The 24,986-nt window shown below is 39.8% G+C and carries 23 protein-coding genes; all 23 read right to left on the minus strand.

Annotated elements, in window-relative coordinates; all coding sequences use genetic code 11:
- Positions 1-4: 4 nt before the first annotated feature.
- The 23 genes from LJC66_RS20995 to LJC66_RS21105 all read right to left on the minus strand — a co-directional run bounded on the left by LJC66_RS20995 (position 5) and on the right by LJC66_RS21105 (position 24,986).
- On the minus strand, positions 5-214 hold the full coding sequence (locus tag LJC66_RS20995) for a YlzJ-like family protein (RefSeq protein WP_025750284.1): 210 nt from the start codon (positions 212-214) through the stop codon (positions 5-7).
- Positions 211-963: a ClpP family protease gene (locus LJC66_RS21000; RefSeq protein WP_013058820.1), complete on the minus strand. Its 753-nt coding sequence runs from the start codon at positions 961-963 to the stop codon at positions 211-213. The genes LJC66_RS20995 and LJC66_RS21000 overlap by 4 nt, the downstream gene beginning before the upstream one ends.
- A gap of 105 nt (positions 964-1,068) precedes the next feature.
- The gene (locus tag LJC66_RS21005) at positions 1,069-2,736 is read right to left on the minus strand and encodes a ribonuclease J (protein WP_230933486.1); all 1,668 of its coding nucleotides are present in this window, start codon (positions 2,734-2,736) and stop codon (positions 1,069-1,071) included.
- A gap of 196 nt (positions 2,737-2,932) precedes the next feature.
- Complete coding sequence (gene dapA, locus LJC66_RS21010) at positions 2,933-3,805, minus strand: 4-hydroxy-tetrahydrodipicolinate synthase (protein ID WP_098579288.1); 873 nt, start codon at positions 3,803-3,805, stop codon at positions 2,933-2,935.
- Between the two features lie 75 nt (positions 3,806-3,880).
- Positions 3,881-5,113 carry an aspartate kinase gene (gene dapG, locus LJC66_RS21015; RefSeq protein WP_013084757.1) on the minus strand — a complete coding sequence of 411 codons (1,233 nt, stop codon included), beginning with the start codon at positions 5,111-5,113 and terminating at the stop codon, positions 3,881-3,883.
- A gap of 39 nt (positions 5,114-5,152) precedes the next feature.
- Entirely contained in the window at positions 5,153-6,196 is a 1,044-nt protein-coding gene (asd, locus tag LJC66_RS21020; protein ID WP_013058824.1) for an aspartate-semialdehyde dehydrogenase, read from the minus strand.
- Between the two features lie 191 nt (positions 6,197-6,387).
- Positions 6,388-6,993 carry a dipicolinate synthase subunit B gene (locus LJC66_RS21025; protein ID WP_013058825.1) on the minus strand — a complete coding sequence of 202 codons (606 nt, stop codon included), beginning with the start codon at positions 6,991-6,993 and terminating at the stop codon, positions 6,388-6,390.
- The gene (gene dpaA / locus LJC66_RS21030; protein WP_230933487.1) at positions 6,993-7,892 is read right to left on the minus strand and encodes a dipicolinic acid synthetase subunit A; all 900 of its coding nucleotides are present in this window, start codon (positions 7,890-7,892) and stop codon (positions 6,993-6,995) included. Before dpaA ends, LJC66_RS21025 begins: the two co-directional genes overlap by 1 nt.
- Positions 7,893-8,080: 188 nt before the next feature.
- Positions 8,081-8,347 carry a YlmC/YmxH family sporulation protein gene (locus LJC66_RS21035; RefSeq protein ID WP_016765372.1) on the minus strand — a complete coding sequence of 89 codons (267 nt, stop codon included), beginning with the start codon at positions 8,345-8,347 and terminating at the stop codon, positions 8,081-8,083.
- Between the two features lie 98 nt (positions 8,348-8,445).
- Positions 8,446-9,690 (minus strand): M16 family metallopeptidase, encoded by a 1,245-nt coding sequence (locus LJC66_RS21040; protein WP_230933488.1) that lies wholly within the window; start codon positions 9,688-9,690, stop codon positions 8,446-8,448.
- 28 nt (positions 9,691-9,718) lie between these two features.
- Positions 9,719-10,699 (minus strand): polysaccharide deacetylase family protein, encoded by a 981-nt coding sequence (locus tag LJC66_RS21045; protein WP_230933489.1) that lies wholly within the window; start codon positions 10,697-10,699, stop codon positions 9,719-9,721.
- Positions 10,700-10,841: 142 nt separating this feature from the next.
- Positions 10,842-12,968, minus strand: a complete 2,127-nt coding sequence (gene pnp / locus LJC66_RS21050; protein ID WP_230933490.1) for a polyribonucleotide nucleotidyltransferase — start codon at positions 12,966-12,968, stop codon at positions 10,842-10,844.
- Between the two features lie 168 nt (positions 12,969-13,136).
- Positions 13,137-13,406 (minus strand): 30S ribosomal protein S15, encoded by a 270-nt coding sequence (gene rpsO, locus LJC66_RS21055; RefSeq protein ID WP_013058831.1) that lies wholly within the window; start codon positions 13,404-13,406, stop codon positions 13,137-13,139.
- Positions 13,407-13,555: 149 nt separating this feature from the next.
- Positions 13,556-14,512: a bifunctional riboflavin kinase/FAD synthetase gene (gene ribF / locus LJC66_RS21060; protein ID WP_230933491.1), complete on the minus strand. Its 957-nt coding sequence runs from the start codon at positions 14,510-14,512 to the stop codon at positions 13,556-13,558.
- A gap of 28 nt (positions 14,513-14,540) precedes the next feature.
- Complete coding sequence (gene truB / locus LJC66_RS21065; RefSeq protein WP_230933492.1) at positions 14,541-15,458, minus strand: tRNA pseudouridine(55) synthase TruB; 918 nt, start codon at positions 15,456-15,458, stop codon at positions 14,541-14,543.
- Positions 15,459-15,550: 92 nt separating this feature from the next.
- A complete protein-coding gene (gene rbfA / locus LJC66_RS21070) occupies positions 15,551-15,916 on the minus strand; it encodes a 30S ribosome-binding factor RbfA (RefSeq protein ID WP_013058834.1) in 366 nt (121 codons plus the stop codon).
- 14 nt (positions 15,917-15,930) lie between these two features.
- Positions 15,931-16,209: a DUF503 domain-containing protein gene (locus LJC66_RS21075; RefSeq protein WP_013058835.1), complete on the minus strand. Its 279-nt coding sequence runs from the start codon at positions 16,207-16,209 to the stop codon at positions 15,931-15,933.
- The gene (gene infB, locus LJC66_RS21080; protein ID WP_050689623.1) at positions 16,206-18,077 is read right to left on the minus strand and encodes a translation initiation factor IF-2; all 1,872 of its coding nucleotides are present in this window, start codon (positions 18,075-18,077) and stop codon (positions 16,206-16,208) included. Before infB ends, LJC66_RS21075 begins: the two co-directional genes overlap by 4 nt.
- Before the next feature lie 19 nt (positions 18,078-18,096).
- Positions 18,097-18,396, minus strand: a complete 300-nt coding sequence (locus LJC66_RS21085; RefSeq protein WP_013058837.1) for a YlxQ family RNA-binding protein — start codon at positions 18,394-18,396, stop codon at positions 18,097-18,099.
- Positions 18,396-18,677, minus strand: a complete 282-nt coding sequence (gene rnpM / locus LJC66_RS21090; protein WP_013058838.1) for an RNase P modulator RnpM — start codon at positions 18,675-18,677, stop codon at positions 18,396-18,398. The genes LJC66_RS21085 and rnpM overlap by 1 nt, the downstream gene beginning before the upstream one ends.
- Before the next feature lie 13 nt (positions 18,678-18,690).
- Positions 18,691-19,803 carry a transcription termination factor NusA gene (gene nusA, locus LJC66_RS21095; RefSeq protein ID WP_013058839.1) on the minus strand — a complete coding sequence of 371 codons (1,113 nt, stop codon included), beginning with the start codon at positions 19,801-19,803 and terminating at the stop codon, positions 18,691-18,693.
- A gap of 37 nt (positions 19,804-19,840) precedes the next feature.
- The gene (gene rimP, locus LJC66_RS21100) at positions 19,841-20,311 is read right to left on the minus strand and encodes a ribosome maturation factor RimP (protein ID WP_013084764.1); all 471 of its coding nucleotides are present in this window, start codon (positions 20,309-20,311) and stop codon (positions 19,841-19,843) included.
- 364 nt (positions 20,312-20,675) lie between these two features.
- On the minus strand, positions 20,676-24,986 hold the full coding sequence (locus LJC66_RS21105; RefSeq protein WP_230933493.1) for a PolC-type DNA polymerase III: 4,311 nt from the start codon (positions 24,984-24,986) through the stop codon (positions 20,676-20,678).

A 24,986-nucleotide genomic window follows, 5' to 3' on the forward strand; every position in this document is an offset into this window, starting at 1 on the left:
ATCCTTACGACAAAATTTGACCAGGATAATAATTTTCATTCAAATAATCTTGAGGATTCGTACTTAAAATCCTCACAATTTGCTGTTGCTTTTGTTCATTTTCTTCAACAATAACCGGGATTCCATTATGGCTAATAAGCTTTGGCTGAGATTGTTCTTGTTGATAAGACTGCTGAAAGATTAGTTCTTGCGGCATCATTGTATACAAAATCATTGCAGCAGCTGCTCCTCATTCTGACGTCCTTGCTCAATCAATTCATTCAACTTTTTGATCGCTTGAGCAACTCCGCCTACTTCGTTAATTAACCCGTATGAAACAGCATCTCCGCCAACTACATTTGTCCCGATATCACGCGTTAAGTTCCCTTTTGAAAACATAAGTTCTTTAAACTTTTCTTCTGAAATATGAGAGTGTTCTCTCACAAAGTTAATCACGCGCTCTTGCATTTTATCTAAGTATTCAAATGTTTGCGGTACACCAATAACAAGACCCGTTAAGCGAATAGGATGAATGGTCATGGTCGCTGTACCGGCAATATACGAATAATCAGTTGAAACTGCAATTGGAACACCGATTGAATGTCCGCCCCCTAACACAATGGACACAGAGGGCTTGGATAATGAAGCAATCATTTCAGCAATTGCAAGACCGGCTTCTACATCTCCACCTACTGTATTCAAGATAATAAGCAATCCTTCAATTTTTGGATTTTGTTCGATCGCCACAATTTGCGGGATGACATGCTCATATTTTGTCGTTTTGTTTTGAGGAGGCAGCTGCATGTGCCCTTCGATTTGTCCTACAATCGTTAAACAGTGAATATTAGAATCCTGAGGAAGCTGAGCCACGTTGGTCTGTCCTAATTGTTGAATTTTATCTAATATTCCGCCCTTGCTTTCTTCATTTTTATTAGGCTGCTGAGGCGCTTCATCAGAATGTAATCTTTCGTTATTTTCAAACATATTCTAGCTCCTTTCACTTATTGATAGTAGTAGTATGAACTTCTCATAGTTATTACATCCGCATCAGTTGCAAATAAAAAGCCTTCCCAGCGGGAAGGCTTCACATTAGATTTCCATGATAATCGGTAAAATCATCGGTTTACGACGGGTTTTTTCATATAAAAATTGATTTAAACTTTCTCTCATTTTTAATTTTAATGAAGACCACTCGATCACTTTGTCTTCCATACACTTTTCTAAAATTTGCTGAACAATCTTCGTTGCTTCTTCTAAAAGCTTTTCTGATTCTCTTACATAGACGAATCCGCGGGAGATGATTTCTGGCCCCGCTACTACCGTTTTTTGGCGTTTATTAATCGTAACTACTACCGTTAAGATTCCGTCCTGTGACAGCAGCCTGCGATCTCTCAGAACGATATTTCCAATATCACCGACGCCTAGTCCATCAATGAGCGTATTTCCCGCTTGAATAGAACCGCTAGGGTACATGCGAGCATCTTTAAACTCAACTCGCTCACCTTTTTCAAGCAAACAAATATGATCTTCTGATATTCCTAATTGACCGGCCAGCTTTGCATAAGCTTTTTGTTTTCGATACTCTCCATTCACAGGCATGACATATTTCGGCTTTGTTAAGTTAATCATAAATTTTAATTCTTCTTGACTGCCGTGTCCGGAAGCCTGCACTTTCTTCTGAGCAAACACTACGCTTGCTCCTAAACGAAAGATGACGTCAATTGTTTTTGAAAAGGTCGTTTCATGCCCCGCCACAGGTGTAGCAGCCAGCAGGACCGTATCATTTTGTTTGATTTGAATCAATTTATGGGACTGTTTAGCCATTCGAGTAAGACCTAAAATCGGCTCTCCGTGATGACCTGTTGTTAAAATAACCGTTTCATGTTCTGAAAGATCTTTTAGCTTTTGCACAGGAACAATTAAATCCTCAGGCAGCTGTAAATGTCCAAGTTTTGCTGCAATATCAATGATTTTCAGCATACTTTTTTCCATAACGATCAGGTTACGGCCGTGCTGATATGCGGCATGAATGATTTGCTGAATGCGGTGCAGATTGGAACTGTATGCAGCCACAATGATTCGACCTTTGCTTTTATAAAAAGCGTCGGTAATATTTTGTCCGATAACCGCTTCGGAAACTGTATAGCCCGGCTTATCCGCATTTGTACTGTCTGAAAGCAAACACAGGACGCCTTTTTCCCCAATGGCAGCCATTTTTCCAATATCCGCGCTTTGAATGCTGACTGAATTTTGATCAAATTTAAAATCACCTGTATATACAATCGCACCTTGATTTGTTTGTAAACAAATGCCGACTGAATCTTGTATGCTGTGCTGCGTTCTGAAAAATGAAATATCCACTCCTTCAAACGATAAAACCGTTGACGAAGTGATAGGATGTAAAGCGTCATATTTTTTAATTCCATACTCTTTTAACTTTTCTTTGATGAGTGCTAGCGTTAATTCTGTACCATATACAGGCACATCCAATTTTTGAAGTATAAAGGGAATAGCGCCAATTTGCTCTTCGTGTCCATGAGTAACAAATATGCCTTTTACGTTCTGCTGATTTTCTACTAAATATGTAATGTCCGGAATGACAATATCAATCCCCAACATTTCTTCTCCCGGAAACTTTGATCCTGCATCTAACACATATATGTTTCCGTTTATTTCCACAACATACATGTTTTTTCCAATCTCTCCGACTCCACCCAAGGCTGAAATTTTAATATTTTCTGTCTTTTCTAGTACCATAAGCTCCTCCTACTTACTTTCACCCGTACAATTTCATTTGCTTACATTATAACTGAAGTAAGAATTGGAATACAAGAAATTTCATTCGTCTATTTCCGTCATCTGCTCTTCTATTATCTTATAAGAAAAAAACGTCTCTTCATCGACTCGTATATACGGTCAATGAAGAGACGTTTAAAAAACATACTTATAGAGCTTATATCGTATTTAATGTGCTGACTAACGTTTGGCGTTCTTCTTCCGTTAACGGAACTAAAGGTAATCGTACAGATCCTACGTCTAACCCTTTTAGCTGTAAAGCCGTTTTAACAGGCGTTGGACTTGGAGCTGCAAAAAGAGATTTCATAACGGGTACAATACGCTGATGAATTTTTGCTGCTTCTTTCGGATTTCCCGACTCATACAGCTTAACCATCTCTTGCATTTCATTTCCAATAACGTGAGAGGCAACAGAAATAATGCCAGTTCCTCCAATTGCTAATACCGGTAGTGTTAAGCCATCATCACCGCTGTATAAAGCAAAATCATCGCTTGTTTGTGCGATAATAGCTGTCATTGCGTCAAGGTCTCCGCTTGCATCTTTTAACGCTACAACATTTGGCAGTTCAGCTAGGCGTACAATTGTATCAACAGACATATTGATCACAGATCGCCCTGGAATATTGTATAACATGACAGGAAGCTCTGTACTTTCAGCAATTGTTTTAAAGTGCTGATATAAGCCTTCCTGATTCGGCTTGTTGTAATAAGGTGCTACAATCATAATCGCATCTACGCCGATTTCTTCTGCCTTTTTTGTTAATTCAATTGATGCATACGTATTGTTGCTTCCTGTACCAGCAACAACAGGTACACGGCCATCTACTACCTTTACTGAGTGGCGGAACAGCGCCAGCTTTTCTTCTGTTGAAAGCGTAGGAGATTCACCCGTTGTTCCTGCAATAACCAACGCATCCGAACCGTTGCTGATTAAATAGTTAATAAGCTGCGTTGTTTTTTCAAAATCAATATTTCCTTTATGATCAAAAGGCGTTACCATCGCTGTTGCGACTTTCCCAAAATCAATCATGTTTTCACTCCTTGAAATTGCATTATCCCTATTCATGTAATGAACCGTTAGCTTATAGCTAACGGAACATGTAGTTTATCTCTTTTGCGGTGCTTTTGACAAGTCAAAGGCACCATGAAGAGCATTAACGGCTTTCTTTAAATCCTCTTCTTTTACAAGCACCCAAATCGTCGTATGGCTATCAGCAGATTGTAAAATCTGAATACCTTCGCCAGAAAGGGCTGTAACAATTTTAGATGTAACACCAGGCACCCCTGCAATGCCTGCTCCAACCGTTGACACTTTGGCACAGTTGCGAATAACAGCCGGCTCATACCCTAGCGCATGAAGCACATCAATCGCTTTGTCAGTTGCTTCATCTGTTACCGTATATACAACACCCTTCGGTGAAATATTGATAAAATCTACGCTGATTTTTTCTTGTGCCATTGCTTTGAATACTTCTGCTTGCGTATCATAATGGCCTTCTTTACTAAAAACTTTAATTTGAGTGACGTTGGATACGTGCGCGATACCTGTTACAAGGCGTTCTTGCACATCGCTTCCACGCTGCTGTGCTTCACCTTGAGATGTAACGAGCGTACCTGTTGAATCAGCATACGTGGAACGGACGCGCATCGGCACTTTTGCTTGCATGGCAATTTCTACGGCACGTGGGTGAACTACTTTTGCACCTTGATAAGCCATGTTGCATATTTCGTTATATGTGACAACGGATAGCGGTCTTGCATCTTCTACAATACGCGGGTCCGCTGTCATCACACCTTCTACATCTGTGAAAATGTCAATGTAATCAGCCATAAGGGCTGCACCTAAAGCTGAAGCAGATGTATCGCTGCCTCCGCGTCCAAGCGTTGTTGTATCACCTTCAGTAGTTGCACCTTGAAAGCCTGTTACAACAACGACATCATATTCTTCTAATTCTTTTAACAAACGATCGCATTTCATTTCTAGTATCTTGGCATTGGTAAAATCATCATTCGTCACAAACCCGGCCTGTGCACCGTTTAACGCTGTAGCTTTAATACCATTTTCGTTTAATAAATTCGTAAACACAACCGATGAAATTAATTCTCCGCATGCCATAAGCATATCAAGCTCACGTTTATTAAGAGACGCTTTATTTCCATCAACAAGTGAAAGCAATGTATCCGTTGCATACGGCTCACCTTTTCGTCCCATTGCCGATACAACAACGACTACTTTGTAACCCTCACTTAATGCATTATTTAAATGATAGATTGCTCTCGCTCTTCCTTCTTCGTTACGAACGGAAGTTCCTCCAAATTTTTGGACGATTATTTTCATACTTACACCTCATCATGTTCCGAGACACTCTGGTTGCGCTTATTTTACTAAGCTAAGCTTAATAAGTGATTCTGCAATTTGTACAGAATTCCAAGCTGCACCTTTTAACAAGTTATCAGAAACGATCCACATATGGAAACCGTTATCGCGATCTAAATCTTTACGAATACGGCCGACAAACACATCTCGTTTACCTACACAATCTGCTGGCATTGGATATACTTGATTTTCTGGATCATCTTGCAATACGATACCAGGTGCATCAGCCAATAAATTTTTCACATCAGCTACCGTTACACCGTCTTTTTCAATTTCAATGTACACTGACTCTGAATGACCTGTTACAACCGGTAGACGAACACAAGTAGCAGCTACTGGCAATTCAGGCATGCTCATAATTTTCTTCGTTTCATTAATCATTTTCATTTCTTCAAATGTAAAACCGTTATCTTGAAATTTATCAATTTGCGGAATGGCATTAAAAGCAATTTGATAATGTTTTTTATCTCCACCAACCGGTAAAATTTCCGGTGTAAACTCTTTTTCTTCTAAAATAGCTTTAGCTTGTTCTTTTAATTCATTAATTGCAGCAGCGCCTGCTCCAGAAACGGCTTGATACGTTGATACTAGTACTTTAGATAAGCCGTATGTTTCGCGCAACGGCTGTAATGCTGCAACCATTTGAATTGTAGAGCAGTTTGGATTAGCAATGATTCCGTTATGTGCGTGTAATGCGTCTTCATTCACTTCCGGCACAACTAACGGGACATTTTCATCCATTCGATAAGCGCTTGTGTTGTCTACAACGATTGCTCCGCGTTTTACTGCCTCTGGTGCAAGTGCTTTTGAAATACTCCCGCCTGCACTGAATAAAGCAATATCTACGCCTTCAAAGCTATCAGGAGTTGCTTCTTGCACAACAACTTCTTCTCCGTTAAACAACACTTTTTTACCAGCTGAACGAGCTGAAGATAATAACGTTAATTTACCAACTGGAAAATTACGCTCCTGTAGGGTTTTAATCATTTGTTGTCCTACTGCACCTGTTGCTCCTACTACTGCTACATGTAATTCTCTTGTCATTTTAATACCGCCTCCAACAATTTTCAACTACTCAACATTTATCTGCATATACTGACTATTTTAACATATTATTATGCTTCATTGCGTCAAAGAAGAGAAGATTTTTAAAATCTTCTCTTCTTTGAGATTGAGAGTTCTCTTACAGCCGCAGTATTGAATAGATTCATGCAACAGCAAGAGGCATATATGTCCTATGACTCTTGACCGTCGCGGAACCTTTCGACAATAACAGGCTGAATCTGTTTATCTTCAAGCGCTGCGTACACCGTGTCTGATAACATCGTCATACGCGCTACCATTGAATTTGGCTTAAGCACCGGGTCATCTTGACCAAATGGAATAAAATAAATATTTTTAGTAGCCATTAGCCTCATTAAGTTTACACCATTTAGCCCTAGTGCGTCATTAGTCGAAATTCCCAGTACCACCGGCTTATTATTACGAAGCGTTGCTTTAGCTGCCATGAGTACCGGAGATTCAGTCATTGCATTTGCAAACTTACTCATCGTATTCCCAGTGATTGGAGCAACCACCATACAATCAAGCGGAATTTTCGGTCCTAAAGGCTCTGCTTTTACAATTGTATTGATGACGGCGTGGCCCGTTAATTCCTCAATTTTTTTCACCCAGTCTTCTCCATCTCCAAAACGAGTATTTGTGGATTGTACGGTGTAAGAAACGACCGGTAACACTTCTGCTCCCAAATTAACAAGCTTTTCAATTTCCGGCATAACCGCATCATACGTACAGTGAGATCCGGTCAAGCCGAATCCTATTCTTTTACCTTTTAATGACATTATTTTTTCTCCTCTCTCGCATCCGCAGCGTCTTTTAATAAATTCACTAATACATTAGCGACAATCTGACCTGCTGTTTTTGGAGCCACAATTCCTGGAAGACCTGGTGCTAAAATAGCTTTAATTCCTCGTTTTTCTGCATAGCGGAAATCGGTTCCTCCAGGCTTTGAAGCTAAATCAATAATAAGTGCATGGGTCGGGACATTAGATAATGTCTTAGCCGTTAAGATGGGGTATGGAATGGTGTTAATACATATATCACTATCAGCAATTTCTTTATCGAGTGCAGAAAGATAGAAAGGTTGCAAACCCATTTCAGCAATACGTGCTAAATGTTCAGATTTTCTAGCTCCTACTTTTACATTGGCACCAAGTGCAGCAAAGGACCTCGCCACGCTCATTCCTACTCTTCCTAAACCTAGAACAGAAATATTTGAACCGTGAATGGTAAAATCCGTATGTTGAATAACAAGCATGATGGTACCTTCAACTGTAGGAATAGAGTTATAAATTGCTACATCATCACGCTCAAATAGCTGAACGAGTTTACGGTTTGTCGTTTTGACTAATTCGTTTAAATACCCATTGCTAATACCAGAATAAATAATGCAGTGCTCAGGCGTTTTTTTAAGTATTTCTTCAGTCAGCACTACTTTTTCATTTGAAAAAATAGTATCTACTTGCCCTTCGTGATTTGTTCCAGGCACTGGAAGGATGATGGCGTCAACATCTGAAAAATCCAGCTCCTCTATCTGATATTTCGTCGCACCTGTAAAACCATGATCTAGCTGATCAAAACCAATAAGAGAGGTTTTTGCATCTAATTGAATTAATTTTCGAATGACTTCAAGCTGCCTAGCATCACCGCCAATTACAGCTATGTGCAAATCCGTTAACATGTTTCATTTTCACCTTCTTTAACATTAAATAGATGTATCTTTCGCTTAAACCATCGAGATGTAAAGTGCTATCATTACGCCCTAGAATGCCTATTGCTTTTCTTCAACATACTATGTAAACACACAGGAATCGGTGAATCTTTATCCCTGAAAATAAAAGAAACGAGATGCAGGAAGCATCTCGTTTCTTATTTTGTTGACTGATTGTTTATGTCTTCTAGCTGCTGGACATTTACAATCACCATATCTGTACCAATTTTTTCGATATTCCCCCACGGCACTCGCACTTCATCTCCTTGCTTTCGAAACCCAAACCACTTCACAGATGGAATAATCAGCGCATTAATTTGTCCCGTATGTTCATTAATTTCAAGATCCGTTTGCCCTAAAATACCCAAACGCTCTGCTCGCTTAACATCCACAATTTCTTTTCCACTCAGTTCGCTTAATCTCATAGTATCCCTCCTTTTCTCTAATTTATTGAACAACCATACAAAAAATGACAAAAAAATAAGGCTGGCTCAATTATTTTAGCCAACCTTACTTTTACTGTTTACTTTCCTTTAAAACCTTTAGGCAAATCTCCACTCGGGCTTATTAATGAAAGAGCAAATTCATCTTTGAAAATATCTCGCGCAAGACCATTTACACTATCTTTAGTCACGGCATTAACAAGGTCTAGAATCTCATCTAATGAACGATGATAGCCTAGCATTAACTCATTTTTTCCGTTTCTGCTCATACGGCTATTTGTACTTTCAAGACTCAGCATTAAGTTTCCTTTCAGCTGCTCTTTGCTGTTAGCAAGTTCTTTATCTGTAATACCTTTGTCTTTCAGATCATAAAGCGTTTCTTGAACCGTATCATATAATACGTCGAGCTGATGGCTTCCCGTCCCCCCATAAATCGTTACAAGACCGCTGTCTCGATAAGAAGAATGATAAGAGAAAACAGAATAAGCCAAGCCGCGCTGTTCGCGGACTTCTTGGAACAAACGACTGCTCATACTTCCGCCAAGCACGTTATTTAATACAATTAAGCTATATACATCTTCTCCGCCGATTGGCAAACCTTTAAAGCCAAGGCAAAGATGAGCTTGTTCTGTTTCCTTTTTGCGCGCAATATGATTTGTATGGAACTCTGGCTGAACATATTGATGCGCGGAATGACTTGACGTATATGTACCAAAATAGTTTTCCACCTGCTGAATAAAACTTTCATCAATGTTTCCAGCTACTGAAATAACGATGTTTTCGGGAATATACATTTGCTCCATATACTGACGAAGCGAATCACCGTTAAATGTTTTTAACGTATCTTCCGTTCCTAAAATTGGATAGCCTAATGGATGATTGCCATATACGGCTTTGCCTAATAAATCGTGTACAATATCATCAGGTGTATCTTCATACATTTTAATTTCTTCATATACAACATTTTTTTCACGAGCTAATTCCTCTTCATCAAATGAAGAATTAAAGAACATATCCGCCAGCACATCTAGTGCTTGATCTGCGTGTTCGTCTAATACTTTTGCATAGTAGCACGTGTATTCTTTAGAAGTGAATGCATTTACTTGTCCGCCAATGCGGTCGAAGCTTTCTGCAATTTCACGAGCAGATCTTGTTTTTGTTCCTTTAAAAAACATATGTTCAAGAAAATGTGATACACCATTAATTTCAGGGTGTTCACTTCGAGAACCCGTTCCGATCCAAACCCCAATGGCCACAGATCGAACAGTTGGGATATTTTCCAATACAATTCTTACACCATTTTTGCACGTATATCGTTTTATCAAGCTAGTGCCTCCCTTTTGCTTATCTCACTTACTTCTTAGTAGAAGAAGGTATTTTCATCATTCGTTCTTCATCTAGCATTGTTGACACATCGCTAACTTTCAGGCCTTTGTGTTCAATATCGGTTAACAATTGGTCAAGCGATTCGGCCGTTGATTCAGTCGGGTGCATCAGTACAATAGCCCCTGGGTGAATCTTTTTCATTACTCGATTAATTAACACTTCTGAACTTGGCTTTTGCCAATCGATTGTATCAACTGTCCACATGATGGTACTCATTTTTAACTGAGAAGCAAGCGTTACTACTTCGGGGCGAAAACTGCCGCTCGGCGGAGCAAACCATTTTACTTTTTGTCCCGTAGTAGACGTAATAATATCATTCGTTTTTTTTAGCTGCTGATTGATTTGACTAGCCGATAAAGTGGCCATATCAGGATGAGAATAAGAGTGGTTTCCGACTTCATGCCCTGCGTCTACAATCATTTTTGCCATATCTGGATTATTTTTAACCCATTTTCCTTCTAAAAAGAAAGTTGCTTTAGCATGGTGCTTTTTTAGCACTTCTAACATTTTAGGCAAATACTCGTTCCCCCATGCTACGTTCACTGTAAACGATACCATAGGCTTTTCATCGTGTCCACGGTAGATAGGTTCCTGTGGTAAATCACTCAAGTGAACCTTTGGTCTAACCTGTTTGTACACTAGTTTTTTTTCATCAAATTTACCCGCAGGTTTCATATTTTTATAAGAAGCAGCAAGATCAACTTTTATGCCGTTATAGCCAGGAACCCGTTTCCAAACGGGATCGATTCGTGCATTCGCTGCCGGCTTTTCATAATCTTTTGCTTTTTCTTCAATCTTTTGATATAACGCATCATGCTGAGCTGATACAAGTTGTACATCGGATTTAAGTGCTTCTATATATGCTTCAGCAAAAGGATTATAAATAGATTTATATGTAATTGCCAGTAAAAATAGAAATGCTGTAAATTGCACAATGGTTCTCTTCACTTATCCTTCCCCCTTTACCATTTAAAATATGTATAAAGAGGACAAGGTAGAACAAACATCTACAAACGATAAAATCGCCCTACACATGGATTTTCTTCATGTATGGACGATTTCACAATATCTATATAGTAGTAAAAGAAGATTATTTTGTTTCTTTTGCTTTTTCTTCTTTTTCTTTTTGTTCTTTTAAAATTGCTTTACGAGATAAGTTAACGCGACCTTGTTTATCAATTTCCATGACTTTAACTAAAAGCTCGTCACCAATCGCTACAACGTCTTCTACTTTTCCAATACGCTCTTCTGCAAGCTCAGAAATGTGAACAAGCCCATCTTTTCCGCTGAAGATTTCTACAAATGCACCGAATTTTTCAATTCGTTTTACTTTTCCTAAGTACATTTGGCCCACTTCGACTTCGCGTACAAGATCTTCAATGATTTTCTTCGCTTTTTCATTCATCGGCTGATCAATAGAAGAAATGAAGATTGTACCATCTTGTTCGATATCAATTTTAACGCCTGTTTCTTCGATGATTTTATTTATTTGCTTGCCGCTTGGTCCAATAACATCACGAATTTTATCAGGGTTAATAGCCATTGTAAGGATCTTAGGCGCATATTGAGAAAGCTCTTGACGGGGCGTAGCAATCGTTGACATCATATGATTTAAGATCTGCATACGGCCTTTTTTCGCTTGTTGAAGGGCTTCGTCTAAAATTTCACGAGATAACCCGTCAATTTTAATATCCATTTGAAGCGCAGTTACGCCATTTTCCGTACCTGCTACTTTAAAGTCCATGTCTCCTAGGTGATCTTCCATTCCTTGAATGTCCGTTAGAATCGAGTAGTGTTCACCTGATTTGATCAGACCCATGGCAATCCCTGCTACAGGTGCTTTAATTGGAACCCCAGCATCCATCATTGCAAGCGTACTTGCACAAATACTTGCTTGTGAAGTAGAACCGTTTGATTCTAATACTTCAGATACAAGACGAATTGTATATGGGAAATCTTTTTCATTTGGAATAACCGGCTCAAGTGCACGTTCGCCTAGCGCACCATGTCCAATTTCACGACGACCCGGTCCGCGCATCGGTCTAGTTTCACCAACACTAAATGAAGGGAAGTTATAGTGATGCATGAAGCGTTTAGATTCTTCTACACTTAAACCATCTAAAATTTGCACATCGCCAAGTGCACCTAATGTACAGATGCTAAGCGCTTGAGTTTGTCCACGCGTAAATAATCCAGATCCGTGTGTACGCGGAAGCAAGTTTGTTTCAGAAGAAAGTGGACGAATTTCGTCAATACTACGGCCATCAGGACGCACTTTTTCTTCCGTGATCAAGCGACGCACTTCACTTTTAACAAGCTTCGACAAAATTTCATTCACTTGATTTAGTACTTCTTCTTCTACATCTTGCTCTTCAAATTTTGCAGCTACTGCGCTTTTCACTTCTTTAATCGCATTTTCGCGCGCATGCTTTTCTTGAACTTGAACAGCACGGTTCATGTCACCTTCTGCAATTTCGCGAACTTGACGCTCAAGGTCAGCATCAACAGTATAAAGCGCAACTTCTACTTTTTCTTTGCCTACTGCTGCTACAATTTCTTCTTGGAACGCAATTAATTTTTTAATTTGCTCGTGTCCAAACATAATTGCTTCTAACATTACTTCTTCCGGTACTTCATCAGCGCCTGCTTCAACCATGTTGATCGCGTCTTTTGTACCAGCAACCGTCAGATGAATATCGCTTTTTTCAAGCTCATCTACCGTTGGGTTTGCAACAAATTCATTGTCTACACGGCCTACGATTACGCCTGCAATAGGACCTTCAAATGGAATATCAGATACTGATAATGCTAATGAAGAACCAAACATTGCTGCGATTTCTGAAGAACAGTTTTGATCTACGCTCATTACAACGCTGACAACTTGAACTTCGTTTCGGAAACCATCTGCGAATAAAGGACGAATCGGACGGTCGATTAAACGGCTAGCCAAGATTGCTTTTTCACTTGGTCTGCCTTCACGCTTAATGAATCCACCTGGGATTTTACCGACTGCATATAAACGCTCTTCATAGTTTACTGTTAACGGGAAGAAATCTACATTTTTAGGCTCTTTTGAAGCCGTTGCTGTACTTAATACAACTGTGTCTCCATAGCGGATTAATGCTGCGCCATTTGCTTGTTTTGCCAACTGGCCAACTTCAACTTCTAGCTTTCGTCCAGCTAGATCTACGGAGAACACTCGTTTTTCTTGTTCCATATCGACGAGTACCCCTCTCTACATATAAAATATGTATGTAATCAAATGTGATAGTTTTATTATAAACGAAATATCCAAAAACAATAGCTTTTTTCACATTATGTAGCATCTTTAATGTTTCTTAAATGTACATACTAAAAAAGCGGGAATGCTCCCGCTTTCTTCTTATTATCGACGTAAACCAAGTTTGTTGATTAACTCACGATAACGAGTAACGTCTTTGTTACGTAGGTAGTTAAGTAAGTTACGACGTCGACCTACCATTTTTAAAAGACCACGACGTGAATGATGATCCTTTTTATGAGTACGTAAGTGACCGTTTAGATTGTTAATTTGCTCTGTTAGGACAGCGATTTGAACTTCTGGAGAACCAGTGTCGTTCGCATGAGTTTTGTACTCACTAATAATTTCATTTTTACGCTCTTGTGTGATAGCCATCCTATTCACCTCCTTATTATTAAACCCCAGTTACCGAGCAAAACGTTGGTGAATCGTAATGCCAAGCAATGGTTGTTTTACATACAAGTGTTATGTTACTACTTATTGAAGCAAAAAGCAAGTCGTAGCAGCTATTTATATATATTTTTTTATTTCTTATGCTTTTGAATTCCTTCAAAATAAGCAACGGCTTCTTCCTTGTCCTTTGAGATCTGACCGACAAGCTCTTCGATGCCGCTGAACTTTTTTTCTGAACGAATCATTCGGTGCCATTTCACCGTTACGTGCTGATCGTAGATTTGCTCGTCAAATGATAATAAGTGGACTTCGATTGTTGGCTTTTCTAAATTATCGTGAAAAGTCGGCTTGTAGCCCACGTTGCATACTCCTGCATACCACTTGCCGTGGAGCTGAAGCTCAACAGCATATACACCGATGCGCGGAAGTAAATACTCATCATCTAAAGCGATGTTAGCGGTTGGAAAACCTATTTGCCTGCCTCGCTTTTCTCCATGAGTTACTGTACCTGACACTTCATAATAGCGGCCGAGCAGCTCTTTTACTCGATGCATGTCTCCATTTGCTAAACTTTCGCGAATAAGCGTTGAACTAATTTTTTCTTCGCCATTTGTTAACTTATCAATTGTTGTTTGCGTGAATTTTGATCGAGAATGAAATGGTAGTATTTCCATTGTTCCTTTACCTAACTTTCCATACGTATAGTCAAATCCAGCTACCACATGCTGCACATTCAGGCCAATAATATACTGATCAACAAACTCTTGAGGCAATAGTGCTGCAAACTGTTTATCAAAATGAACGATATATAAAAAGTCAATTCCCATTTCCTCAATGAGTTTCTTTTTTTCTTGAAGTGGTGTGATCATATCAATGTGCTGCACGTTGCGCCCGAGCACCACAGAAGGGTGAGGAGTAAACGTCATCACAGCACTAGCTATGCCTTTTTCATCGGCTAACTGTTTTGCTGAATTTATCACTTGCTGATGCCCTAAATGCACACCATCAAAATAACCAAGCGCTAACACTGATTGTTGAACAGCTTCTCGTTGAAAGTGGTGTGGATGTCGAATTTCAATCGTTTCCAAAACACAGTTCACCTTTTCCCTAACCGGTCTAGTCGATTGCCAACACTTTAACCGGCTTCATTAAATGTTTTTTTGTTGGGTGCTGAGCATAAATCGCTAAGCACTTGCCTGCAGAATTTATCATTAAAAAGAATGGTTCTTTTTTTAACTCTTCATCTTCCGTACACGGCAATACCGCGCCGTTTTTCACTTTCTCTGCTAATGTATCACTAATTTGAAGTTTCGGCAAATGATTAAGAGCTTCTTCGATGGAATGCAGTTTCTCATTGATCGTTTCTTCTTCGACCGCTCGTTCAATATCTTCAAATGTCATACAATCTTCCAGTGAAAACTGCCCGGAACCCGTTCGCTGCAAATAAGACATATGAGACGGATAGCCCAGAGCTTCTCCAATCATCACAGCAAGCGTTCGCACATATGTACCTTTGCTGCACGTTACGCGGAATTTGAAGGAAATTTGTTCTCCCTCAAATGTAGCGCGATTATCCAGCAGTTCAAAGCTATAAATATGAATGGTTCTAACAGGGCGCTCTACTTCGATTCCTTGCCTTGCATATTCATATAGCTTTTTACCTTTGACTTTTACCGCGGAGTACATTGGAGGCACTTGCTGAAGTTCTCCCGTCATCGAAGACAGCACTTCTTCGATTTGAGCACGCGAAAAAGAATCTGCTACTTTCTTTTCTTCTACAACCTCTCCCGAAGAATCTTCTGTTGTTGTAGAAAATCCGAGTGTCACTTCTCCTTCATAGGTTTTAGTAGCTCCTGTTAGATACTCTACAATTTTGGTAGCTCTACCGATACAAATAGGTAATACCCCTGTAACGTCTGGGTCTAATGTGCCTGTATGCCCTACTTTTTTAGTGCGAAGCAGCTTTCGGACTTTAAACACACAGTCGTGCGAAGTCAGGCCAGCTGGTTTATGTAAAACTAAAACACCGTCCACTCATTCTTCATCTCCTTTTCATTTAAAAAAGGGTGTCTCAGAAGCAAAAACCACTTTTGAGACACCCTTTTTTGTTTCTACATTCACTGATCTTATTCGTTCTCTTGATGGTCATCGCTTTCTTTTTTAATTTCATGAAGCAATGATTCAATTCGATTACCATAATCAATTGATTCATCAAACTCAAACGTAATTTCAGGTGTTTTACGTAAGCGAATGCGCTGACCGATTTCTGAGCGGATAAATCCTTTTGCTTTCGCAAGGCCTTTTAACGTATTCTCACGCTGTTCAGCATCTCCTAAAACAGAGATATAAACTTTCGCTTGCTGTAAATCGCCTGATACTTGAACATCTGTTACAGTCACAAAACCGATGCGCGGATCCTTGATTTTACGATTTAAAATCTCGCCCATCTCTTTTTTCATTTGTTCTCCGACTCTAGTTGCTCTTATGTTCATCTGTGTCACCCCTTTTATAACCAATCAAAAGTTGTAATGGTACGTTCAATCTCTGGAAAAGAATCAATTAAGCTTAGCGCTTTTTGCAGTTCTTGTTCCGTTGTGACACGGCTAGATGAGACTGCGACAATGCTAATTTTTGTTCGTTGCCACACATCTTGAAAATCAGTTTCTGAAACTGATACGTTAAACCGCTGCTTCAAGCGCATCAAGATGCGCTGAAGCACGGCACGTTTTTCTTTAAGAGAAGCAGCATCGTAAATTAAGCATTCACACTCCACTAGTCCAATCATTTAGGATCAATTTGCTCCATTACATATGCTTCAATAATATCTCCTTCTTTAATATCATTGAAGTTTTTAATTGTAATACCACACTCATATCCTTGAGCAACTTCTTTTGCATCGTCTTTAAAGCGTTTTAGCACATCTACTTCACCTTCAAAGATAACAATTCCGTCACGGATTAAACGAATTCCACTATTACGCGTAATTTTACCGTCTGTTACGTAACTTCCTGCGATTGTACCAACTTTTGATACTTTGAATGTTTGACGTACTTCCACTTGACCGATGATTTTTTCAGCAAACTCAGGATCAAGCATTCCTTTCATCGCAGATTCAATTTCTTCAATTACTTTATAAATAATGCGGTGAAGACGAATATCTACGTTTTCTACGTCAGCTGTACGTTTTGCTCCAGCATCTGGACGCACGTTAAAGCCGATAACGATTGCGTTAGAAGCCGTTGCAAGAATGATATCAGATTCTGTAATCGCACCTACACCCGTATGGATAATACGAACATTTACACCCTCTACATCAATCTTTTGAAGAGCAGCAGCCAATGCTTCTACAGAACCTTGTACGTCTGCTTTTACGATAAGATTTAAGTCTTTCATTTCACCTTGTTTAATTTTTTCAAATAAATCATCTAAGCTTACGCGAGATTTTTCACCGCGCTGTTGTTCAAGCTGCTTTTGAGCACGAGCTTCTCCGATTTGACGAGCTGTTTTCTCATCTTCAAACACTAAGAAACGATCTCCAGCTAACGGAACTTCGTTTAAGCCAGTAATCTCAACCGGAGTAGATGGTCCTACTTCCTTCACACGGCGGCCGATATCATTTACCATTGCGCGAACGCGGCCAAACGTATTTCCGACTACGATTGGATCACCTACGCGTAGTGTACCAGTTTGAACAAGAAGCGTTGCTACAGACCCACGGCCTTTATCTAACTGTGCTTCTACAACTGTACCTGCTGCACGACGGTTCGGATTTGCTTTTAACTCTTCTACTTCACTTACAAGTAAAATCATTTCAAGCAATTGATCGATCCCTTCACCCGAAATGGCTGAAAGCTTACAGAAGATTGTTTCTCCGCCCCACTCTTCAGCTACAAGGCCGTGCTCCATTAGTTCTTGCATCACGCGATCTGGATTTGCTGCTTCTTTATCCATTTTGTTAACCGCAACAATAATTGGCACTTCTGCCGCTTTTGCATGGTTAATCGCTTCAATTGTTTGAGGCATTACACCATCGTCTGCTGCAACAACAAGGATTGTAATATCCGTTACTTGCGCACCGCGAGCACGCATCGTTGTAAATGCAGCATGCCCTGGTGTATCAAGGAATGTAATTTTCTTTTCATCAACCACAACTTGATAAGCACCGATATGCTGCGTGATACCGCCTGCTTCTGCAGCCGTTACTTTTGTGTTACGGATAGAGTCAAGAAGCGTCGTTTTACCGTGGTCAACGTGACCCATGATTGTAACAACTGGAGGACGCACTTGAAGATCTTTTTCGTCATCAATGATTTCTAATGAGTCAAAAGCAGTGTCATCTACCACTACTTCTTCTTCAACTTCTACACCGTATTCTCCGGCAATTAGTTCGATAGAATCTTTATCTAACTCTTGGTTAATTGTTGCCATTACACCAAGCATAAATAGTTTTTTAATAATTTCAGAAGGCTCTTTGCCTAATTCTTTTGCTAACTCAGAAACCGTTAAGCTTCCGACAAACGTTACTTTTTCCGGTAACTCTTTTGCAGCTGCTGGAGCTGGTCTACCTTTTGGTGCCTGTGACTTTTGTCCCTGCGGCTTTTTGTTACCTTTATTGTTTCCTTTGTTAGCTGTTGATTTTGTATTTTTATTCAATACTTTCACCCCCATAAAATTAACCGAGCATCGTTGCTAGCTTTTTAGCAAATCCCTCGTCCATCACGGCTACTACAACTCGAGCATCTTTACCGATCGCTTGACCTAGCGTGTAGCGATCGGGAACGATTTTAACCGAAACGTTGTAGTAAGAACATTTATCCGTTACTTTTTTCTTTGTGTTTTCAGACGCATCGCTTGCTAAAAGTACTAACTTTGCTTTTTGTTTCCGAACTTCTCTAACCACAAGTTCTTCTCCAGAAATCAATTTGCGTGCACGGTTTGCAAGCCCTAAAAAGGAGATCCATTGTTCATTCATTAGCGTGACTGTTTCTCCTTTTCTACAAGCGCTAGCAACTCTTCATAAACCGCTTCATCTATTGACGCGCCTAAATGTGTCGAAAGCACATTTTTCTTTTTTGCCAATAAAATTGCTTCTTTATCCTTGCTTACATAAGCTCCGCGCCCGGACTTTTTACCCGTTACATCAACTGAAACGTCGCCTTCTTTTGAGCGTACAACGCGTACTAGCTCTTTTTTAGGCTTCATTTCTCCAGTGGCCACACATTTTCGCATCGGGACTTTTTTACGATTGTTCACCTTGGCTCACCTCTTATTCCATATCTTCATCTGAATCAAATGCATGTTGACTTACTAGCATATCATCGCTGTTTTTTACAACCATACCTTCTTGTTCAGCTTCTGATTGACTTTTAATATCAATTTTCCAGCCTGTCAGCTTAGCAGCTAGACGTGCATTTTGTCCACGTTTACCAATTGCAAGTGACAGCTGATAGTCAGGAACGATAACAGTTGTTGCTTTTTCATTTTCATCTACAATCACATCTACTACCTTAGATGGACTTAGGGCATTGGCAACAAATTCAACTGGGTCATTTGACCAGCGAACGATGTCAATTTTTTCACCTTTTAGTTCATTTACAACAGCCTGTACGCGCTGACCTTTTGGCCCTACACAAGAACCGACAGGATCTACTTCAGCATACTCAGAATGAACAGAGATTTTTGAACGGTCTCCAGCTTCGCGAGCTACTGATTTTAATTCAACTGTACCGTCATAGATTTCCGGTACTTCTTTTTCGAAAAGACGTTTTAAAAGACCTGGGTGCGTACGTGAAACATAGATTTGTGGGCCTTTTGTTGTTTTTTCTACTTTCGTAATATACACTTTAATACGATCATGAGGTTTATACTGCTCATTTGGCATTTGCTCGCTTTGAGGAAGCAATGCTTCAATTTTGCCAAGGCTCACATAGATGAAGCGAGAATCTTGACGCTGAACAATACCTGTCATAATATCTTCTTCGCGATCGCTGAACTCTGAATAGATAACGCCTCGTTCCGCCTCACGAACACGCTGTGTAACAACTTGTTTTGCCGTTTGAGCCGCGATGCGTCCAAAGTCTTTTGGCGTTACTTCGATTTCAACCACATCGTCTAGCTGAAAGTTAGGGTTGATTGTTTGTGCTTCTTCAACCGAAATTTCCAGGCGTGGATCATATACTTCATCAACCACATCTTTGCGAGCAAACACGCGCATTGAACCTCTTTCTAAATTTAAATCAACGCGTACGTTTTGCGCTTGGTTAAAGTTGCGTTTGTAAGCAGAAATTAGCGCTGCTTCAATTGCTTCAATAATTACATCTTTGCTAATGCCTTTCTCTTTTTCAAGAATGACTAAGGCATCAAATAACTCACTGCTCATCGTTGGATAATCCCCCTTTAATATTGGCCCCTACACATTAAAATACAATCGCTAATCGAGCAAAAGCGACTTTGTCATATGGTAAAACCACCGTTTTTGTGCGTGTTTTGATACGAATAGATAATGTGACAGTTTCTCCGTCAAATGATTGTAATTCGCCTTCAAATTCTTTTGCGCCTTCAATTGGTTCATATGTTTTTATGTATACATGCTTACCAATTGCACGTTCAAAATCTTTATCTTTTTTTAATGGGCGTTCCGCACCAGGCGATGATACTTCTAAAAAATAGTTATGAGGGATTGGATCTACTGCATCCATTTTCTCACTCAATTTTTCACTTACTGCTCCGCAGTCTTCGATATCCACGCCGGTATCAGAGTCGATAAACACACGTAAAAACCAATCTTTTCCTTCTTTTACGTATTCAATTTCAACAAGCTCTAAATTCATTTCCTCTAAGATAGGGGAAACCATTTCTTCCACTGTTTGTTTTACATTTTTACTCATTCTAATCCTCCCTTCGAGACATTGCATGGTATGTTTAGGTTACGCGTTTTTTATGTCTCTTATATCAAAAAAGAGTGGTTTATTTGCTATTTTTATTTTGCACTCTATAAGAGGTCTAACCTACTAGAGTGGAAATGTTGTCATTTGTATTGCAGGATTTTAAACGTCGCATAATAAATCAATCATGGTGATTGAAAATCTACAGAAAAAACGAATCATGCTAGAAGCCGATTCGTTCTCCATACTACTTACTATGTCAGTAAGTTCATATCAATAAGAAAGAGCGGGTTTCCCCACTCTTTCTCGTCCGTATCCTTAGCATTTCCACAATTACTATATCATAACCGCTTATTTTATGCAAATGTTAGAAAAGAGAAAGCTGGTTCTGATCAGGTAATGATTCAAGGCATCCATGGTTGTCTAGATACTCTAAAATCGTCTTCGATACTTTGCCTCGCTGCTGCAAGTCTTCTTTCGATAAAAACTCTCCTGTTTCACGAGCTTTTACAATGTTCAGCGCTGCATTTGTCCCAAGACCGGGAATGGCATTAAACGGTGGAACTAAAGACGTGCCGTCAATTAAAAATTCGTCTGCGCTAGATTCATATAAATCTACTTTTTTAAATGAATAGCCTCGTTCGCACATTTCTAAAGAAAGCTCAAGCACCGTTAATAAGTTTTTCTCTTTAGGAGATGCATCTAAACCTTTGGCATTGATTTCTTCCATCTTCGCTCGAATAGCAGTTGAGCCTTTGATCATCGTATCAATATCAAAGTCATCTGCACGAACCGTAAAGTATGCTGCGTAATAAAGAAGCGCATGGTGCACTTTGAAATAAGCAATACGCACGGCCATCAATACATAAGCAGCCGCATGGGCTTTAGGGAACATATACTTAATCTTTTTACAAGAATCAATATACCAGTCCGGAACACCATTTTTGATCATTTCTTCTTCAAATTCAGGTGTTAGCCCTTTTCCTTTACGTACAGACTCCATAATTTTAAAGGCAAGTGAAGGTTCAAGACCTTGATAAATCAGATAAACCATGATGTCATCACGACAGCCGATTACTTCACTTAAGTTGCAAATATCATTGCGAATTAGCTCCTGTGCATTACCAAGCCATACGTCCGTCCCGTGCGACAGTCCCGAGATTTGAACAAGCTCTGAAAACGTCGTTGGCTTCGTATCTTCTAACATTTGACGCACAAAGCGCGTTCCAAATTCAGGTATGCCAAGCGTTCCTGTTTTACACATAATTTGCTCTTCTGTTACGCCAAGTGATTCCGTTCCGCTGAAAATTTTCATCACTTCAGGATCATCCGTCGGAATCGTTTTTGGATCAATTCCACTTAAATCTTGAAGCATGCGAATCACGGTCGGATCATCGTGTCCGAGTATATCAAGTTTTAATAAATTATCATGAATCGAATGGAAGTCAAAATGAGTTGTTCTCCATTCGGAATTACGGTCATCAGCTGGAAACTGGATCGGTGAAAAATCGAAGATATCCATATAGTCCGGCACAACGATAATCCCCCCTGGATGCTGACCAGTTGTACGTTTTACGCCCGTACATCCTGCTACTAAACGATCCACTTCTGCGTTTCGCAAATGTAAATCACGGTCACCGGCATAGCCTTTTACATAGCCATAAGCTGTTTTTTCGGCTACTGTACCGATTGTTCCCGCGCGGTATACATTATCTTCTCCAAACAGTACTTTTGTATAGTTGTGAGCTCGCGGCTGATACTCTCCGGAGAAGTTCAAATCGATATCGGGAACTTTGTCTCCTTTGAATCCTAAGAACGTTTCAAACGGAATATCGTGTCCATCTTTAATAAATGGTACGCCACAATCGTCGCAGCTTTTGTCCGGCAAGTCGAATCCGGAACCAACGGAACCGTCATTAAAAAACTCGGATTTCTTACATTTTGGACAAACATAATGCGGCGGCAGTGGGTTTACTTCTGTAATTTCCGTCATCGTGGCAACGAATGAAGACCCTACGGAACCACGTGAACCAACTAAGTAACCATCATTCAAGGATTTTTTAACGAGTTTATGCGAGATCAAGTAAATAACGGCAAACCCGTGGCCGATAATACTTTTCAACTCTTTCTCTAGACGAGCTTCTACTACTTCAGGCAGCTCTTCACCGTAGATGCTGCGTGCCATCGCATAGCTCATTTCACGCATTTCTTCGTCTGCACCTTCAATTTTTGGCGTATATAAATCATCTTTAATTGGTTTAATATCGTCAATCATATCCGCTATTTTTTGCGTATTATGAACAACAATTTCTTTCGCTTTGTCCCCGTCTAAAAATGAAAAACAATTCAGCATCTCATCCGTTGATCTAAAATGAACATCCGGCAGCTGATGACGGTTTAACGGGTTAGCCCCGCCTTGTGAACCAATTAAAATTTTTCGGTAAATTTTGTCTTCCGGATTGAGATAGTGAACATTTCCTGTTGCTACAACCGGCTTTCCAATCTTTTCACCGAGCTTCACAATATTGCTGATAATATCTTTTAAAGCTTTCTCATCTCGCACTAAATCCAGTTCAATTAAGTGCTTGTAGTTGTCAGGAGGCTGTACTTCGATGTAATCATAAAATTCAGCTGCTCCTTCTACTTCATCGATTCCTTTTTGCATCATGCCTTCGAATACTTCGCCTCGGTCACATGCGGTTCCAATCAAGATGCCTTCCCGATATTTGTCGAGCTGAGATCTTGGAATTCGCGGAACTCGATAAAAGTAATTTAAATGAGAAATCGAAACGAGTTTAAATAGATTTTTTAAACCTACGTTGTTTTGTGCTAAAAGCGTCGCATGATAAGGACGGGCCCGCTGATATGCATTACCTTCTCCCATATAATCATTTAAGCGATCGTGCATTGTAATTTCGCGTTCAAATGCATCTTTCAACATTTTATTTAACAAATAGCCGGTTGTTTCCGCATCATAAATCGCGCGGTGATGCTGCACAAGTTCAATATCAAACTTTTTAGCAAGAGTATTTAAACGATGGTTTTTCATATGCGGATACAAAAATCTTCCGAGTTCAAGCGTATCAATAACGCCGTTAGCTGCTTTTTCTAATCCGATTTTTTGCAGTCCCATATTTAAAAATCCCATATCAAAGCTTGCATTATGAGCAACTAAAATACTGTCGCCCATCCACTCATGAAAATCACGAAGTACTTCTGAGATTTCAGGCGCATTTTGGACCATATCATCTGTAATACCCGTCAGTTCAATTGTTGTTGCAGACAGAGGATGATGAGGATTTGCAAACCGTTCAAACCGATCGATGATTTCGCCTTCTTTCATCTTCACGGCAGCAAGTTCAATAATCGTATCGTATACAGCTGACAAACCGGTTGTTTCGACGTCAAATACTACGTAAGTTGCTTCTGTCAAATCCACATGCTGCGGGTTATAGGCAATTGGCACGCCGTCGTCTACTAAATTGACTTCCACTCCGTACAGTATTTTAATGCCGTTCTTCTTCCCGGCTCCATACGCTTCAGGAAACGACTGTGCAACCGCGTGATCAGTTATCGCTACAGCTGGATGTCCCCATTTTTTGGCTTGTCCGACTAAAGCTCCAACAGATGAAACAGCATCCATTTGACTCATTGGCGTATGCAAGTGAAGTTCCACACGCTTTTCATCTTCAGGCGCTGTATCCTGTCTAGCGGGACCGGTAATCTCGTTAACATCATTTCCAATCATAACTAGATCACGGACAAATGTATCGTTTTGTACACTTCCGCGAACCTTCACCCACATTCCTTTTTTAATCGCTTGAAGTAAAGGAATATCTTCTTTGTCACGCGAAAACATTTTAACCATAATAGAGTTTGTATAATCTGTCACTTTAAAAATAAGAAGCGTACGTCCGCTTCGTAATTCTCTCGTTTCTGCATCAAATACGTATCCTTCAACGGCAATTCGCTTTTCTTCATCCACAATGGAATCCAGGCGAACCGTCTCGTCTTTAATCGTATATCCAATTGTAAGCGGACCTTTTGGTAGGTCTGGCCCATCACTTTTTTCATTTTCTTTATTTTGCATTTCTGTGATGGCTTGTAATACTTTTTCTGTATCTTCTTGTTTTCGTTGCTCTACAAACTGCTGAAATGCTTCTTCTGAATGTACAACTTCCGTCATTAGCTGAAGGTTCGGAAACCCATAGGACGCATACTGATCAGCAATTAACTGACTATACTTTTTACGTAAAGCCGTTCCTTCTGCATCATGTCGTGCGTTCACAATCAATTTGGCACCGTTCAATCTCGGCATTTGATCTTGTAAAAGCGACTGTAAAAGGGGAGATATGCCCTGCATTTCTCCAATACAATGCTTCCAATATGACTGTACATGCTCTTCCGTACATTGTTTATTAACGGTTTGAATAGAAAAAGAAACACTCGCAATATGAGAAAAAGCTGAAGACATGCGAGCATGGAATAACTCATAAATCTCAAAAGGTAATAACCCTTCTAAAGAAAAATGGAAATGCCATTTTTTTTGTTCTTTCTGAATGACGAGCTTTTCAATCGCTGCGTTTTCAAAGTAAGGAACAATTTGATCACTCGTCAGCTCTAACTGCTGCAGCAGCAACTTAAAACGCTCTTTTTTTCCTAGCGTTTGTGCTTCCAA

Source organism: Priestia sp. TSO9, from assembly GCF_021029645.1.
Classification (GTDB): domain Bacteria; phylum Bacillota; class Bacilli; order Bacillales; family Bacillaceae_H; genus Priestia; species Priestia megaterium_E.